Annotated in this window: 14 protein-coding genes; 1 reads left to right on the top strand and 13 read right to left on the bottom strand. The window is 70.6% G+C overall.

All coding sequences use genetic code 11. The features are described 5' to 3' along the window. Window positions 1-59: 59 nt before the first annotated feature. The gene (locus tag V8246_RS06865) at window positions 60-1,421 is read right to left on the bottom strand and encodes a DEAD/DEAH box helicase (protein ID WP_336188518.1); all 1,362 of its coding nucleotides are present in this window, start codon (window positions 1,419-1,421) and stop codon (window positions 60-62) included. Between the two features lie 400 nt (window positions 1,422-1,821). Here V8246_RS06865 and V8246_RS06870 point away from each other — a divergent pair, with 400 nt between their 5' ends. Then, window positions 1,822-2,586: a Crp/Fnr family transcriptional regulator gene (locus tag V8246_RS06870; protein ID WP_185894380.1), complete on the top strand. Its 765-nt coding sequence runs from the start codon at window positions 1,822-1,824 to the stop codon at window positions 2,584-2,586. A 164-nt stretch (window positions 2,587-2,750) separates the two neighbouring features. Here V8246_RS06870 and cydC read toward each other — a convergent pair whose 3' ends face one another. From cydC to ccoN, 12 genes are all read right to left on the bottom strand, one after another. Next, the gene (cydC, locus tag V8246_RS06875; protein ID WP_336189060.1) at window positions 2,751-4,418 is read right to left on the bottom strand and encodes a thiol reductant ABC exporter subunit CydC; all 1,668 of its coding nucleotides are present in this window, start codon (window positions 4,416-4,418) and stop codon (window positions 2,751-2,753) included. A 2-nt stretch (window positions 4,419-4,420) separates the two neighbouring features. Next, on the bottom strand, window positions 4,421-6,115 hold the full coding sequence (cydD, locus tag V8246_RS06880) for a thiol reductant ABC exporter subunit CydD (protein ID WP_336188519.1): 1,695 nt from the start codon (window positions 6,113-6,115) through the stop codon (window positions 4,421-4,423). After that, complete coding sequence (locus tag V8246_RS06885) at window positions 6,112-6,837, bottom strand: sulfite exporter TauE/SafE family protein (protein WP_336188520.1); 726 nt, start codon at window positions 6,835-6,837, stop codon at window positions 6,112-6,114. The genes cydD and V8246_RS06885 overlap by 4 nt, the downstream gene beginning before the upstream one ends. Beyond that, window positions 6,827-7,021 carry a cbb3-type cytochrome oxidase assembly protein CcoS gene (ccoS, locus tag V8246_RS06890; protein WP_336188521.1) on the bottom strand — a complete coding sequence of 65 codons (195 nt, stop codon included), beginning with the start codon at window positions 7,019-7,021 and terminating at the stop codon, window positions 6,827-6,829. Before ccoS ends, V8246_RS06885 begins: the two co-directional genes overlap by 11 nt. After that, a complete protein-coding gene (locus tag V8246_RS06895) occupies window positions 7,018-9,393 on the bottom strand; it encodes a heavy metal translocating P-type ATPase (protein WP_336188522.1) in 2,376 nt (791 codons plus the stop codon). Before V8246_RS06895 ends, ccoS begins: the two co-directional genes overlap by 4 nt. A 7-nt stretch (window positions 9,394-9,400) precedes the next feature. Further along, window positions 9,401-9,922 carry a FixH family protein gene (locus V8246_RS06900; RefSeq protein WP_336188523.1) on the bottom strand — a complete coding sequence of 174 codons (522 nt, stop codon included), beginning with the start codon at window positions 9,920-9,922 and terminating at the stop codon, window positions 9,401-9,403. Further along, window positions 9,919-11,508, bottom strand: coding sequence for a 4Fe-4S dicluster domain-containing protein (locus tag V8246_RS06905; RefSeq protein ID WP_336188524.1), 1,590 nt, complete (start codon window positions 11,506-11,508; stop codon window positions 9,919-9,921). The genes V8246_RS06900 and V8246_RS06905 overlap by 4 nt, the downstream gene beginning before the upstream one ends. 110 nt (window positions 11,509-11,618) lie before the next feature. Further along, entirely contained in the window at window positions 11,619-11,915 is a 297-nt protein-coding gene (locus tag V8246_RS06910) for a hypothetical protein (RefSeq protein WP_162108240.1), read from the bottom strand. Beyond that, a complete protein-coding gene (gene ccoP, locus V8246_RS06915; RefSeq protein WP_336188525.1) occupies window positions 11,912-12,841 on the bottom strand; it encodes a cytochrome-c oxidase, cbb3-type subunit III in 930 nt (309 codons plus the stop codon). The genes V8246_RS06910 and ccoP overlap by 4 nt, the downstream gene beginning before the upstream one ends. Further along, on the bottom strand, window positions 12,838-12,978 hold the full coding sequence (locus V8246_RS06920) for a cbb3-type cytochrome c oxidase subunit 3 (RefSeq protein WP_162108238.1): 141 nt from the start codon (window positions 12,976-12,978) through the stop codon (window positions 12,838-12,840). Before V8246_RS06920 ends, ccoP begins: the two co-directional genes overlap by 4 nt. Before the next feature lie 3 nt (window positions 12,979-12,981). Next, entirely contained in the window at window positions 12,982-13,602 is a 621-nt protein-coding gene (ccoO, locus tag V8246_RS06925; protein WP_336188526.1) for a cytochrome-c oxidase, cbb3-type subunit II, read from the bottom strand. An 11-nt stretch (window positions 13,603-13,613) separates the two neighbouring features. Next, window positions 13,614-15,053, bottom strand: a complete 1,440-nt coding sequence (gene ccoN / locus V8246_RS06930; RefSeq protein WP_336188527.1) for a cytochrome-c oxidase, cbb3-type subunit I — start codon at window positions 15,051-15,053, stop codon at window positions 13,614-13,616. Between the last annotated feature and the right edge of the window lie 98 nt (window positions 15,054-15,151).

A 15,151-nucleotide genomic window follows, 5' to 3' on the forward strand; every position in this document is an offset into this window, starting at 1 on the left:
GGTTCCTGGAGCGGGGAGGCGCGCGGCACCCGCAGAGGTGCCGCGCGCGCGGTTAAAGCTTAGCGGGCGGGGCGCGCCTGGCCCTGGCGGGCGCCGCCGGAACGGCCGCCGTCACGGCGCTGGCCGCCGTGCTTCTTCGGCCCGGCGTGCGCATGCCGCGGCGCGTCGCCGTGCGGGCGGCGCGCGTGCTTCTGCGGGCCGTTGCGACGCGGGGTGCGCTCGCCGCCCGGCAGCTCGGCCTTGCCCGGCGCGCTGTTGCCCCAGCGGATCGGCGTCTGCGGCTCGAAGCCCGGCACGTCGCGCAGGTCCATGTCGCGGTTGAGCAGGCGGACGATGGCGCGCAGGTACTTGGCTTCGTCCTGCGCCACCAGCGAGATCGCCTGCCCGGTCGAGCCGTTGCGGCCGGTGCGGCCGATGCGGTGCACGTAGTCCTCGGCCACCATCGGCAGGTCGAAGTTGATCACCTGCGGCAGCTGGTCGATGTCGATGCCACGCGCGGCGATGTCGGTGGCGACCAGCACGTTGATGCGGCCGGCCTTGAAGTCGCTGAGCGCGCGCTGGCGGGCGCCCTGCGACTTGTTGCCATGGATCGCCGCGGTCTTGATGCCGCTCTTCTCCAGGAACGTCGCCAGCTTGTCGCTGCCGTGCTTGGTACGGGCGAACACCAGCGTCTGCAGGCGGCTGTCCTGCGCCAGCAGGTGCAGCAGCAGGTCGCGCTTGCGGCTGCCGTCCACCGGGTGCACGCGGTGGGTGATGGTCTCGGCCACGGTGTTGCGCGGGGTCACCTGGATCTGCTTGGGCTCGCGCATGAACTCCAGGGCCAGCTCGCGGATCGGGTCGGCGAAAGTCGCCGAGAACAGCATGGTCTGGCGGTTCTGCTTGGGCAGTTTGGCCAGGATGCGCTTGATCGACGGCAGGAAGCCCATGTCGAGCATGCGGTCGGCTTCGTCCAGCACCAGGATCTCGATGCCCGACAGGTCCACGCTGCGGCGCTCAAGGTGGTCGATCAGGCGGCCCGGGCAGGCGATCACCAGGTCCACGCCACGGCGCAGCGCGTCCAGCTGGTTGCCCATGCCGACGCCGCCGTAGATGGTGGTGCTGGGGATGCGCAGGTACTTGCCGTAGCCCCGCAGGCTGTCGTGTACCTGCACGGCCAGTTCGCGGGTCGGCGTCAGCACCAGGGCGCGCGGCCTGCGCGGGGCGCCGCGCTGGACTTCCTGCGGGGTGGTGGCCAGGTACTGGATCAGCGGCAGGCCGAAGGCGGCGGTCTTGCCGGTGCCGGTCTGTGCGCCGGCCAGCAGGTCGTGGCCCTCCAGGGCCAGCGGAATGGCCTGCTCCTGGATGGGGGTGGGCTGGGTGTAGCCCTGTTCGTCCAGCGCGCGCAGCAGGGCGGGCGCAAGGCCAAGGGTTTCAAACGTCATGGGTAAGGCTCCAATGGCGGCCGACCGGACGCGTGCGCCGTCGCCACACGCGGGTGTGGCGGCGCATGCACGCAGAATGCGGGACTGGCCGTGACTCGAAGCGTTCCCTGAAACCGCGCTGCGAGAAGGGGTGCGGCAGCGCCAAAACGGCGCGACCGAGCTTGCGCAACGAAAGAAGTCGGAGCGGGGCGGGCGCGGGAAACCAGAGCGGATTCCCGGCGCCGGCGGACCATCGGGGAAACGAACGGCCGCAGGCAAGCGGCGCGCACTGTAACCGAATCCGGACCTGAATGGGGGAACGGCGCCTGAAAGCCCCCGGTCCGCGACCGATTGTCGCAGCCGGTAAATCCGTGACTTGGGGGCGTATCATGACCGCCGAAGACCCACGTAGCCGACCGCCATGAGCCTTCGCATCCTCCGCCTTAACGACACCCCGGTGCCCGCCGCGCCCGGCGATGGCGTGGTGTGCCAGGTCGCGCGCGGCTGCAGTGGCTGCCTGGTCCGGCACCTGGCCGTGTGCGCCGCCCTGCCGGTGGAGAAGGCGCATGCGATGGAAGCGCTGGCCGATGATGTCCGCCTGGTGGCCGGGGAGCCGCTGGTGCGCGAAGGCGAAGCCCGGCGCGGCGTGTTCACCGTCACCAAGGGCGCCCTGCGCCGCATCCGCCTGTTGCCCGACGGGCGCCGGCTGGTGGCCGGCTTCCTGATGCCGGGCGACTTCATCGGTTTCTCGGGCACCTCGCACTACAAGCACACCATCGAAGCCATCACCGACAGCACCCTGTGCGAGTTCTCGATGGCCGACATGCGCGGCCTGTGCCACGACCACCCGCAACTGGAGCGCGAACTGCTGGAACGCGCCTGCGTGGAACTGGACGCCACCCGCGGCAACCTGATGGCGCTGGCCCGCCTGAATCCGATGGAACGGCTGGCCGGCTTCCTCGTGGACATGGCGCAGCGCCGCCGCCGCCAGGGCCAGGACGACACCGAAGTCATCCTGCCGATGACGCGCACCGACATCGCCGACTACCTGGGCCTGACTGTGGAGACCGTCAGCCGCAGCTTCACCCGCCTGCGCCAGGAAGGCAGCATCGCCACCGACGACCCGCACCACGTGCGTCTGCTCAACCGCAAGCGCCTGGACGCCCTGGCCGAAGCGCGGGCCTGAGGGCCCGCTTTCTGTAGGAGCGACGTGAGTCGCGACCGCAGGCCTGGACAGCACGGATGGGTGATCGGAAAGCGTCGCCTCCGTTGAGTTTTTTCACCAGATGGCGCGCGAGCGCTTATTTGCTACGGTCGCGACTTGCGTCGCTCCTACAACGAGCGGGACGCTCATTCTTTGATCAGCTTCCCGTCCCGCAGCCGGTAGCGCGTATCCACCACCCCATCCGGCAGCGCCGCATGGCTGATGATCAGCACGCTGCGCCCTGGGGTTGCCGCCACGATGTCGCGCATCAGCGCATCCGCGGTGTCCTGGTCCAGGCCTTCGGTCGGCTCGTCCAGCAGCAGTAGCGGCGCATCGCGCAGCAGGGCGCGCGCCAGCGCCAGGCGGCGCGCCTGGCCGGTCGACAGCGTCGCTCCGTTCTCGCCGACCCATGTATCGAGGCCTGAATCGCGGAAGCGCGCGTCCAGCTTCACCTGCGCCAGCGCCTGCCACAGGCGCGCGTCGTCGGCCTCCGGATCGCCGAGTCGCAGGTTCTCGCGCACGCTGCCGGAGAACACCGGCGCGTCCTGCGGCAGCCAGGCGATGCGGGCGTGCCAGCGGGTTGCGTCCAGGGCGCGCAGGTCGTCGCCGGCGAAGCGCACCCGGCCGGACTGCGGCGCGTGCAATCCCAGCACCAGTGCCAGCAGCGACGACTTGCCTTCGCCACTGTCGCCGGCCACCAGTACGCGCTCGCCCGGTGCGATGCATAGCTGTGCGCCGTCGAGCACACGCCGCGGGGTGCCCGGCCAGGCGAACACGATGTCCTCCAGTTCAAGCGCACCGCTCGGCGCCGGCGGCTCCGCGCCCGCGGCACCGCTCGCCGCCGCCGGTGCATCCACCACCTGCTGCAGCCGCTGCGCCGCCACCGTGGCCGCGCGCCAGGCCTGCCATGCGGGCCCGATGGCGGCGCAGGCTTCCAGCACCGCGACGGTCATGAAGAACAGGCCGCCCGCCGCCGCGGCGCCGAGGCGTCCGGCGTGCACGGCGGCCAGCAGCACCCACAGCATCGTCGGCAGCGTGAACGCGGAAACCAGCCCATGCGCGAGCGTCGCCAGCGCGAGCCGCTGCTTGCGTCGCTCCTCCCAGTGCGCGACCTCGCGGCTGCGCGCATCCAGTGCGGCCAGCCATGCCGCCGTCGCGTCCATCGCCACCAGATCCTGCTGGCCTTCGATGCCTTCCTGCACGGCGGCGCGCAGGCGGGTGCGAGCCTGCGCCCGCTCGCCTTCGAGCGTGGCGACGCTGCGTGCCGCCAGCCATGGGGCCAACGCGGCGATCGATGCCAGCGCGACCAGCAGCACGCTGCCGGCCAGCGGCAGTACGGCCAGCGTCACCGCCGTCGCGAGCAGGCACAGCGACAGCAGCGCGAGCAGTGGGCCGATGGCGCGCACCAGCAGGCCGTCGATCGCCTCGATGTCCGCCATCAGCCGCGCCATCAGATCGCCGATGCGGAACCGCCCCAGCCCCAGCGGCGCCAGCGGCAGCGCGCGTGCGAAGAGCCAGGCGCGCAGGTCGCGCGCGATGCGCAGGGTCACGTCGTGGCCCAGCAGCTTCTCGCCATAGCGCGACAGGATGCGCACGAAGGTCAGTGCGCGGATGCCGGCCGACGGGCCGAAGAAGTTGAAGCCGACCGCCGCACTCCCGGCCAGCGCGGCGGCTGTCAGGAAATGCCCGGACAGCCCCAGCAGGGCGGTGCCTGCCAGCAGGGTCAGCGCGAGCAGGCCCACGGACAGCGCGATGCGCGGACGATGCCTTGCCAGCACGTCGTGCAGCGACGTTGCATCGTCATCCCGATGCAGGCTCACGGCATGCCTCCCTGCGTACGCACGCGACCGTCGTGCACGTGCCAGACCTGCATCATCGCCGCCTGTGCGGCCGGGCTGTGGGTCGCCATCAGCACGCAGCGGGCGCGCGCGAACGTCCGGATCGCCTGCAGCACAGCCGCTTCGGTGTCGGGATCGAGGAAGGCGGTGGGCTCGTCGAGCAGCAGCAGGTCGGGATCGCGCAGGAACACGCGCGCCAGCGCCACCCGCCGCGCCTCGCCGCCGGACAGACCGAAGCCGCGTTCGCCGATCACCGTGTCCAGACCCTCCGGCAGGCGCGATGCAAAGCGCATCACCTGCGCGGCCTCGGCCGCCTGTTCCAGTTCCACGTCGCTGGCGTCGGGCTTGGCCATGCGCAGGTTGTCGCGCAGGCTGCCGGCGAACAGGAACGGACGCTGCGGCGCGTAGCCGATGCGCAGGCCGGGCGCGTGCCGCAGGGTGCCTGCGTGGAGCGGCAGCCAGCCGGCCAGGGCTTCCAGCAGCGTGCTCTTGCCGTCGCCGCTGGCGCCCGTCAGCGTCACGTGCTGGTCGCGATGCAGGTCCAGCGTGAGGTCGGACAGCACGTCGCGCACGGCGGCGGGATGACGCAGCGTGGCATCGCGCACGCTGACCAGCGGCGTTGCGGCCACGGGGGGTGTTCCCGTACCGGCATCGATCGACAGGACGGGCGGTGCTGTGTCCAGCACCCGCGCGATCTCGTCCATCGCCGCCAGCGCCGCGGCGCGGTCGTGGTAGTGGGTCGCCAGGCGCCGCAGCGGCGCGTAGAACTCCGGCGCCAGCAGCAGGCAGAACACGCCCATGCCCAGCGTCAGCGGCGCCGCACGCAGGTCGAGCATGCCCAGGTAGGTCAGGCCCAGGTAGAGCGCGATCATCGCCACGCTGAGCGAGGCGAAGAATTCCAGCACTGCCGACGACAGGAAGGCGATGCGCAGCACGCGCAGGCTGCGCACGCGCAGTTCCTCGGCCGCTGCGCGGATGCCGTGCAGCTCCGATGCCCCGCGTCCGTACAGGCGGATCAGCCCCAGACCGCGCAGGCGGTCGGCGAAATGCCCGCCCATGCGCGTGAGCGCCTGCAGCTGCCGCTGGCTGGCGGCCTGCGCGCCCCAGCCGACCAGCATCATGAAGACCGGCACCAGCGGCATGGTCAGCAGCAGCACCAGGCCGACGGTGCGATCCACGAAAAACACGGCCAGCAGGATCGCCAGCGGCACGCCCACCACGTCCGCCCGCAGGGGCACGAAGCCGCCGAAATAGCCTTCCAGCGTGTCCACGTGCGCGCCCATGCGTTCGGCCAGCGCGCCGCTCTGCTGCGCGCGCACCCAGACAGGCCCGCGTGCGACCAGGCCACGCGCGATCCGCGCGCGCACGTCGACGCGGATGCGTTCGACGGCGCGGTCGGCGAATCGGCGGCCCGCCCATGCCATGCCTGCGCGCAGCAGCAGCGTTGCCAGCAGGGCGCCGAGCAGTGGCAGCAGCGCGGCGGGCGGGACGGCTTCCACGAACGCGCGCTGCAGGCACAGTGCGATCAGCGCCGCCTGCGGCACCACCAGCACGCCGCCGATCACGCCCAGCGCCGCGGCGGCGCGCAGGGGCGCGCGCGCGACCGCGCCCAATGCCTGCAGGCGCGCCTTCGCCGCCGCGCCGGTCGGTGCGTCCATCGTGTTTGCGCTCACGTCGGCAGCGGCCGGCATCCGAGCGCCGCCAGCACGCCGTGCAAGGCGGGATGCTGCATCAGCCACGGCGAAGCGATCGTCAGCAGCCCGGCCGCCAGCACGAACACGGCGGCCGCGCGCCGCACCGACGTGCGCTGCCAGTGGCGACCCAGACGCGCGCCGGACCATGTCAGGGTCACCATCATCGGCAGCGTGCCCAGGCCGAACATCGCCATCGTCAGCGCGGCATCGCGTGCATTGGCCTGCAACCAGGCCACCGTCAGCAGGCTCAGGCTCAGGCCGCACGGCAGCCAGCCCCACAGCGCGCCGGCCATCAGTCGCCGCGGTACGGTATCGGCCGGCAGCACGCGCGCATGCAGCGGGCGCAGCACCTGCCACACCTTCGCGCCGGGGCGGGCGAGGAAGTCCAGTCGGCCGCGCTGGTCGAGCAGGCGCAGCGCCAGCACCACCAGCGCCAGGCCGACGCCCACGCGCATGGCGAGCACGGCGTTCTGGTGCCGCGCCAACGACAGCAGGCCGCCACCGAAGGCGCCCACCAGCGCGCCGGCCAGCGCGTAGCCGGCGACGCGTCCGAGATTGAGCTGCAGCGCGCTGCCCCAGCCCGGGCGGGACGACATGGCGGAAAAGCCGGTGGCGATCCCGCCGCACATCACGGCGCAGTGCGTGCTGCCCACCAGGCCGGCCAGCAGCGCGGCCAGCAGCACCGGAACATCAGGCCCCATCGTCGCCTTCGCGGAGCGCGGGCGCGGGCGGCGTGGACGGACGCGGCGGTGCGTCGTCCAGGATGTCCAGCGCCGGGGTGTCGAGGTCGTCGAACTGGCCCTTGCGCACCGCCCACGCGAACGCGGCGATGGCCAGGCCCAGCAGGACCAGGCTGATCGGCAACAGCATCAGCAGGATGTTCATGCCGCCATCTCCGTGGAGGTGCGCGCCAGCCGCAGCGCATTGAGGGTGACCACCAGCGAGGATACCGCCATGCCCAGCGCCGCGATCCAGGGCGTGACCATGCCCGCCGCCGCCAGCGGTACCGCCAGCAGGTTGTAGCCGGCCGACCAGGCCAGGTTCTGCTTCACCAGCCGCCGCGACAGGCGCGCCACGCGCACGGCGTCGGCGATGCGCAGCAGCGAGGGGCCGGTGGCGACCAGGTCCGCCGCCTGCTGCGCCAGCGGCGCGCCTTCGCCCATCGCGATGGACACGTCGGCGCCCGCCAGCACCGGCGCATCGTTCAGGCCGTCGCCGACCATGGCGACGATGCGGCCTTCGTCCTGCAGCCGGCGTACGGCCGCCAGCTTGTCCTCCGGCGACTGCCGTGCGTGCGCGGACGCGATGCCCAGTGCGTGCGCGAGCCGGCGGACCGCGCCCTCGCCATCGCCGCTGGCCAGGTGGATGGCCAGCCCCTGGCCGCGCAGCGCCGCGATCGTCGCGGCCGCGTCGTCGCGCGGTTTCTCGGTCAGGGTGAACCGGGCCACGCCACGCGCGCCATCGCCCAGCCACAAAGTGCCGTCGTCCTCGCGGCCGGCCGCCCAGTCGCCGCGTCCGAAACGCCAGTGGCGCCCGTCGATGTCGCCTTCCACGCCCTGGCCCGGCCGTGCCACCACGGCCTGCGCCGGGGCATGCGTGGCGATGTCGGCGAAGGCCGACGCGATGGGATGGCCGCTGTCCTTTTCCAGTGCGGCGACGATGCGGGCGGCGCCGTCCGCGTCCAGGCCATCGAACACCTCCACCGCGACGCAGGCCGGGCGGCCGTCGCTGAGCGTGCCGGTCTTGTCGAACACCACGTCGGTCGCGCGCGCCAGCGTGTCCAGCGCCTCGGGCCGCGTGGCCAGCACGCCGCAGCGCGCCAGCGCGCCATGCGCGGCGGCGAGCACCGCCGGCACCGACAGCGACAGAGCGCAGGGGCAGCTGATCACCAGCAACGCGAGCGTCACTTCGAACGCGCGCTCGGGCTGGTACATCCGCCAGCCGGCATAGACGCAGGCGGCCAGCACCAGCAGCGACAGCACGAAGTGGCGGCCCACGCGGTCGGCCAGCTGCGCCATCGGCGGGCGGTGGCCCTGCGCGCGGTCGACCAGTTCGGCCAGCTGCGACAGCCGCGTGCCGGTGCCGGCGGCGGTGACGCGCACGCGGGCCGGCCGTTCGCGGCAGGTGGTGCCGGCGTAGACGGTGTCGCCGGCGTGGCGGCGCACGGGCCGCGATTCGCCGGTCAGCAGCGCTTCCTCGAAATCGGCCGCGCCGTCGAGCAGCACGCCATCGGCCGGCACGCCCTCACCTGCGGCAACGCAGACCACATCGTCCACCCGCAGCGCGGACGGCGGCACCGATTCGCGCGTGCCGTCGTCGCATTCGCGGATCGCGAACACCGGCTGCGCCCGTGCCAGTGCATCCACCTGCGCGGTGGCCACGTTGCGTGCGCGCTGCTCCAGCATGCGCGCGGCCAGCAGCAGGAACACGAACATCACCGCCGCGTCGTACCACACGTGCGTGCCGCCGCGGATCGTCTCCACCAGGCTGGCGAAGTAGGCCAGCAGGGTGGAGCCGGCGATCAGCGTGTCCATGCCCACGTGGCGCGCGCGCAGTTCGCGTGCCATGCCGGCCAGGAACGGCCAGCCGCTGTAGAAGACCACCGGCGTGCTGACCAGGAAGGTCAGCCAGCGGAACATGTCGCGCGTGGGTACCGGCATCGTCGCGTTGACATCCAGGTACAGCGCCTCGGCCAGCATCATCGCCTGCAGCGACCCCAGGCCGGCCACGCCCAGGCGCAGCAGCCAGCGGCGGCGCTCGGAAAGCCGCTTCTGTTCGCGCGCATCGCCGGTGGCGAGGTAGGGCCGGTAGCCCAGCATCGCCAGGCGGTGCAGCAGTGCGGACAGCTTCGTGCGCGCCGGATCCCAGGCGATGCGGATGCGGCCGGTGACGGCATTGGCGGTGGTGTCGAGCACGCCGTCCTCGCGCGCGAGGGCGCGGTCGATCAGCCAGGCGCAGGCGGCGCAGCGCATGCCGTCGGTGAGCAGCACGATCTCGCGACCGCCATCGACAACGCGGCTGTGCTGGTCCAGCAGTTCGCTGCGGTCCCAGCTGTCCAGGTCCAGGCGGTCGGCCTGCACGCGGTTGGCGTTGGCGCTGCGCAGCCGGTAGTAGCTGCCCAGGTCCGCCTCCTCGATCCAGGCCGCCGCCGCGGCGCAGCCGCTGCAGCAGAACGCGTGCCCACCGGCGTCGACGCGGTGGGCGGCATCGGCGACCGGCTCACCGCAGTGGTGGCAGGGCACCAGGGGCATGTCCATGCCGGACTCAGCCGCCCCCGCGCGCGGGGGCCAGCCGTACCGCCCGGGTGTCCTTCTGCAGGCGCCCGCGGATGCGCCACAGGCCGTCCTGCGTGGCGAGCTGGACATTCCAGTCGTGGGACGTGTCGATCTGCGCCGGCGCGGTCCAGCCGGCGGTATCGCGGGCCAGGTTCAGGGTGGTGTCCTTCGCCGCTTCGGTCGGGTGGGCCAGGGTCAGCACCAGCGGCGACGTGCCCGCGAATTCGCCCGTCACCGGCACCAGTTCCACATGGTCGGCGCGGATCTGCACGATGGCGCTGAGCTTGCGTGCGGCAGCGGCTTCGTCCGGGCCCAGGTCGGTGGTCTGGATCTGCGAGACGCGGTCCACCTTGTCCATCACCGCGTCCGCGCTGCCGGAGCGCACCGACACCACCACCAGCCCCACGCCGGCGACGATGGAGGCCAGCGGGATGCCCAGCACCACCCACATCATGGGTTCCTTCCAGAACGGGCGCTTGCGGTCGCTGGCAGGGGAGGCGTTCGACGTCATTGCGTGGGTCCGAAGTAGCTGGTGTCGACGGTCTTCTGGTTGCCGCCCTCGGTGGCGACCACGGTCAGCGTGACCGCATGACGGCCGGTGACCGTGGCGGGGGCGGTGGCGACGACCGGCAGCGAGAGCACCTGCTCGGGCTCGGCGGTCACCGTCATCTCGCCACCGCGCAGGACGATGCCGGGCGTGGGCGAGGCCAGGGTGACGCGGTAGCTGCGCGTCTGCTGGTCCTTGTTGATCAGCTTGAGGGTGTAGCTGTTCTCGACCTGCCCATCGGCGACTTCACGGTACAGCGCGTTGCGGTCGCGCAACACCTCGGCGATCAGGTCGCTGCGATGGGTCACGCCCCAGGCCCAGCCGGCCACCAGCGCCAGCAGCAGGCCGCCGTAAACGAACACGCGCGGGCGCAGCACGCGCGACGGCTTGCCGTCGACGGCGTTCTGCGTGGTGTAGCGGATCAGGCCCCGCGGATAGCCCATCTTGCCCATGACATCGTTGCAGGCGTCGATGCAGGCGCCGCAGGCGATGCACTCGTACTGCAGGCCGTTGCGGATGTCGATGCCGGTGGGGCAGACCTGCACGCAGATCGTGCAGTCGATGCAGTCGCCCAGCTCCTCCGGCGCGAACTTCGGCAACGGCGCCACCTCGCCCAGGTCGCCGTCCCAGGTGATGGTGCCCTTGGCGTGCGCGGCCTGGCTGGCGGCGGACGGATGCTTGCCCGCGCGGAACACGTAGTCGTAGGCCGTTTCCTTGGACAGCAGGCCGCGTGCGCGTTCGAGCACGCTGCCCAGGCCGCGCTTGCGCGGGCCGCGCGGTTCGCCGCGCATGGGGTCGTAGGCGATGATCAGGGTGTTGCGGTCGAACATGGCGCTCTGGAATCGCGCGTAGGGGCACATGTACTTGCACACCTGCTCGCGCAGGAAACCGGCGAAGCCCCACGTGGCGAGCGCGTAGAACAGCACCCAGAACGTTTCCCATCCGCCCCAGGCGAACGGCCACAGGCGCGCGCCCAGGTCCAGGATGGGGGTGAAGAAGCCGACGAAGGTGAAGCCCGTCCATAGCGCGAACACCGCCCACAGCACGTGCTTGCCGCCCTTGCGCAGCAGTTTGTTGGCGCTCCAAGGGGCCGCGTCCAGCTTCATCCGTGCGCTGCGGTCGCCCTCGGTCCAGCGTTCCATCCACAGGAACACTTCCGTCCACACCGTCTGCGGGCAGGCATAACCGCACCACAGCCGACCGGCCAGCGAAGTGAAGAAGAACAGCGCCATCGCCGCGATGATCAGCAGCATGGCCAGGAACAGGAAATCCTGCGGCCAGAACACCAGCCCGAACACGTAGAACTTGCGCGCCGGCAGGTCGAACAGCACCGCCTGGCGACCGTCCCATTTCAGCCACGGGAACACGTAGTACATGCCCAGCAGCCACCACACCGCCGCCACGCGCAGGCGGTTGAGCGTGCCGGCGACGTCGCGCGGATAGACCTTGCGCTCGCTGACGTAGAAGGAATTGCCCTGCGCATCGACGACGTCCAGCGGAATGCGGCGCCTGGTCGAGTCGGAGGGTGAGGAGGAGGCTGGCGTGGACATGGAGGGCTCTGTCTTGGCTGGCGTCATGCTCGCGCCGCGGGCGTGCGCGAGGGAGCGACGGTTTGTCGCAGGTGCGCGCTTCCTTCGCGGTCAGGGCGCGTGGCGCGCGCTCAGTCCGGCGGCAGCGCGCGGTTGAAGCGGCTGGCGGGGCGCAGCAGGATCCAGGTGAACAGGCTGCTGGCCGCGGTGGCCAGCCAGAACATGAAAAAGCCCAGCGTGTAGCCGAACTCGCGGCTGATCGCCAGGTCAGGGAAGGTCATGTCGCGCAGCGTCAGCGGATCGACGAAGGCGAAGAACACCATCGTCGCCACCCCGGCCGCGAAGAAGCTGGGCCACAGCACCGCCCCGACGCGCTGCGCGAGCGGCCGGGGCGGATGGTCGAGGCGGGGCTCGGTGAAGTCGGTCATTGCGCCGTGCCGGCCGCCTGCTTGTGGGACAGCGACCATGCGTACGAGGCCACCAGCCGCGCGCGCGTCTCGCCGAGCAGTTCGCGGTGCGCAGGCATGACGCCATGCCGACCCTGGGTGATCGTGGTACGCATGCTCTCCTTGCTGTTGCCGTAGAGCCAGTAGCCGTCGGTCAGGTCGGGTGCGCCCAGTTCCTGGTTGCCCTTGCCGTCCACGCCGTGGCAGGCCACGCAGAGGCCATCGTACAGCGGCTTGCCCTGGGCTGCCATGAAGTTGTTCTTCATGCCTTCCTCGGGGTTGTTCAGCACGTTGACGTAGGCGATCACGTAGTCGACCGCATTGGGGCCGCCCATGTTGGTCAGCGCGGTGCCCCATTCGGGCATCACACCCTCGCGGCCGTCCAGCACGGTCTGCAGCACCAGATCCGGGGTGCCGCCCCAGTGCCAGATGTCGTCGGTCAGGTTGGGGTAGCCGATGGCGCCCTGGCCGGACGAGCCGTGGCAGGTGGCGCAGGTGTTGTTGAAGATGGAACGGCCCAGTGCCAGTGCCTTCGGATCCTTCGCCAGCTGGTCGATCGGCTTGCCGGCGAACGGCGCGAACGTCGCCTCCAGCTTCTTGTCGTCCAGGGCCTTCTGCTGGTCGTGCTCACCGGCGGAGGTCCACTTCGCGTAGCCGGGAATGACGCCCAGGCCGCCGTACCAGGCGATGTAGCCGATGCTGAAGACGATGGTGAGATAGAACAGGTTGATCCACCACTTCGGCAGCGGCTTGTTGTACTCGGTGAGGTCGCCGTCCCACACGTGCGAGGTGTCCTCCGGCGCGGGATCGCCGGGGCGGCGACGGCTGGTCCACCACAGCAGCCATACGCAGCCCAGGATGTTCAGTACGACCAGCGCGACGATGAATCCGATCCAACCAGCGCTCATGGGTTCTTCTCCCCTTCCTCACCCAGCGGCAGGCGTGCCGCATCCTCGAAATCGGCCTTCCGGCGCGGACTCCACGCCCACACCCAGCCGGCCAGGAACAACACCAGCAATACCCCTGTGACGATGCCCGATACCATGGTTCAGCCCCCCCTCGGCGCGGCCTTGCCCAGCCCTTGCAGGTAGGCGACCACGGCGTCCAGTTCGGTCTTGCCTTCCACGTCGGCGGCGGCGCTGGAGATCTCGGCCTCGCTGTACGGGTGGCCCAGCGTCTTCAGCGATTTCATGCGCGCGGCGACCTCGGCGCCGTCCACCGTGGCCTTCTGCAGCCAGGGGAAGGCGGGCATGTTCGACTCCGGCACCACGTCGCGCGGGTTGATCAGGTGCACGCGGTGCCAGTCGTCGGAGTAGCGTCCGCCCACGCGGGCCAGGTCCGGCCCGGTGCGCTTGCTGCCCCATTGGAACGGGCGGTCGTAGACCGATTCGCCGGCCAGCGAGTAGTGGCCGTAACGTTCGGATTCGAAGCGCAGCGTGCGCACCATCTGCGAGTGGCAGTTGTAGCAGCCCTCGCGCACGTAGATGTCGCGGCCCGCCAGCTCCAGCGCGGGGTAGGGTTTGACGCCTTCCAGCGGCTTGATCGCCTCGGCCTGGAACATCAGCGGCACGATCTCCGCCAGTCCGCCGAAGGACACCGCCACCGCGATCAGCACCGCCATCAGGCCGACGTTCTTCTCGATCTTCTCGTGGGAATTTCCGTTGCTCATCTCGTCGGTCCTCAGGCGCGGGCTTGCGAGGCGTCGGGCGCCATGATCGGCTGCGCCGCGGTAGACTTGGCGCCTTGCAGGGTCTTCACCATGTTCCAGGCCATCAGGAACATGCCGCTCAGCACCAGCAGGCCGCCCGCCAGGCGGAACAGGTAGTAGGGATAGGTGGCGTTGAGCGCTTCGACGAAGCTGTAGGTCAGCGTGCCGTCGGCGTTGGTGGCGCGCCACATCAGGCCCTGCATCACGCCGGCGATCCACATCGAGGCGATGTAGAACACCACGCCGATGGTGTGCAGCCAGAAGTGGGTGTCGATGGCCTTCACCGAGTGCATCTGCTCGCGGCCGGCCAGCTTGGGCAGCAGGGCGTAGACCGCGCCCACCGAGATCATCGCCACCCAGCCCAGCGCGCCGGAATGCACGTGGCCGATGGTCCAGTCGGTGTAGTGGCTCAGCGAGTTGACCGTCTTGATCGACATCATGGGACCTTCGAAGGTCGACATCATGTAGAACGACAGCGAGACGATCAGGAACTTCAGGATCGGATCGGTGCGCAGCTTATGCCACACGCCCGACAGGGTCATGATGCCGTTGATGGCGCCGCCCCAGCTGGGGGCCAGCAGGATCAGCGAGAACACCATGCCCAGGCTCTGCGCCCAGTCCGGCAGCGCGGTGTAGTGCAGGTGGTGCGGGCCGGCCCACATGTACACCGCGATCAGCGCCCAGAAGTGCACGATGGACAGGCGGTAGGAGTAGATCGGGCGGCCGGCCTGCTTGGGCACGAAGTAGTACATGATCCCCAGGAAGCCCGCGGTCAGGAAGAAGCCCACCGCGTTGTGGCCGTACCACCACTGCACCATCGCGTCGACCGCGCCGCTGTACACCGGGTAGGAGTGCAGCAGGCCGGTGGGCAGCGCCAGGCTGTTGACGATGTGCAGCAGGGCCACGGCGATGATGAACGAGCCGTAGAACCAGTTCGCCACATAGATGTGCTTGACCTTGCGCTTGGCGATGGTGCCGAAGAACAGCACGCCGTAGGCCACCCACACCACCGCGATCAGCACGTCGATGGGCCAGATCAGCTCGGCGTACTCCTTGCCCTGGGTCAGGCCCAGCGGCAGGGTCACGGCCGCCAGCAGGATCACCAGTTGCCAGCCCCAGAACACGAAGGCCGCCAGCTTGTCCGAGATCAGCCGTGCGTGGCTGGTCCGCTGCACCACGTGCAGGCTGGTGGCGAACAGCGCGCAGCCGCCGAAGGCGAAGATCACTGCATTGGTGTGCAGCGGGCGCAGGCGCCCGTAGCTCAGCCACGGCAGGTCGAAGTTCAATGCCGGCCAGTACAGCTGGGCGGCGATCAGCACGCCCACGGCCATCCCCACGATGCCCCAGATCACGGTCATCACCGCGAACTGGCGCACCACCTTGTCGTTATAAGTCCCCTGGACGCCTTGCATGCGGCCTCTCCTAGTTTTCCACGGCGGGATTCTCGGCCCCGGGCACCGGGGCCGCATTGATTCTGATCAAAGCTTCCGCCAGGTCCCCGGCGGAAGGC

The organism is Pseudoxanthomonas sp. F11 (assembly GCF_037046485.1).
Classification (GTDB): Bacteria; Pseudomonadota; Gammaproteobacteria; order Xanthomonadales; family Xanthomonadaceae; genus Pseudoxanthomonas_A.

What these genes read in the sequence shown, in the direction of transcription:
- V8246_RS06865 (WP_336188518.1), bottom strand. Translation starts at nt 1,421, where the DNA reads ATGACGTTTGAAACCCTTGGCCTTGCGCCCGCCCTGCTGCGCGCGCTG.
- V8246_RS06870 (WP_185894380.1), top strand. Translation starts at nt 1,822, where the DNA reads ATGAGCCTTCGCATCCTCCGCCTTAACGACACCCCGGTGCCCGCCGCG.
- V8246_RS06885 (WP_336188520.1), bottom strand. Translation starts at nt 6,837, where the DNA reads ATGGGGCCTGATGTTCCGGTGCTGCTGGCCGCGCTGCTGGCCGGCCTG.
- ccoS (WP_336188521.1), bottom strand. Translation starts at nt 7,021, where the DNA reads ATGAACATCCTGCTGATGCTGTTGCCGATCAGCCTGGTCCTGCTGGGC.
- V8246_RS06895 (WP_336188522.1), bottom strand. Translation starts at nt 9,393, where the DNA reads ATGGACATGCCCCTGGTGCCCTGCCACCACTGCGGTGAGCCGGTCGCC.
- V8246_RS06900 (WP_336188523.1), bottom strand. Translation starts at nt 9,922, where the DNA reads ATGACGTCGAACGCCTCCCCTGCCAGCGACCGCAAGCGCCCGTTCTGG.
- V8246_RS06905 (WP_336188524.1), bottom strand. Translation starts at nt 11,508, where the DNA reads ATGTCCACGCCAGCCTCCTCCTCACCCTCCGACTCGACCAGGCGCCGC.
- V8246_RS06910 (WP_162108240.1), bottom strand. Translation starts at nt 11,915, where the DNA reads ATGACCGACTTCACCGAGCCCCGCCTCGACCATCCGCCCCGGCCGCTC.
- ccoP (WP_336188525.1), bottom strand. Translation starts at nt 12,841, where the DNA reads ATGAGCGCTGGTTGGATCGGATTCATCGTCGCGCTGGTCGTACTGAAC.
- V8246_RS06920 (WP_162108238.1), bottom strand. Translation starts at nt 12,978, where the DNA reads ATGGTATCGGGCATCGTCACAGGGGTATTGCTGGTGTTGTTCCTGGCC.
- ccoO (WP_336188526.1), bottom strand. Translation starts at nt 13,602, where the DNA reads ATGAGCAACGGAAATTCCCACGAGAAGATCGAGAAGAACGTCGGCCTG.
- ccoN (WP_336188527.1), bottom strand. Translation starts at nt 15,053, where the DNA reads ATGCAAGGCGTCCAGGGGACTTATAACGACAAGGTGGTGCGCCAGTTC.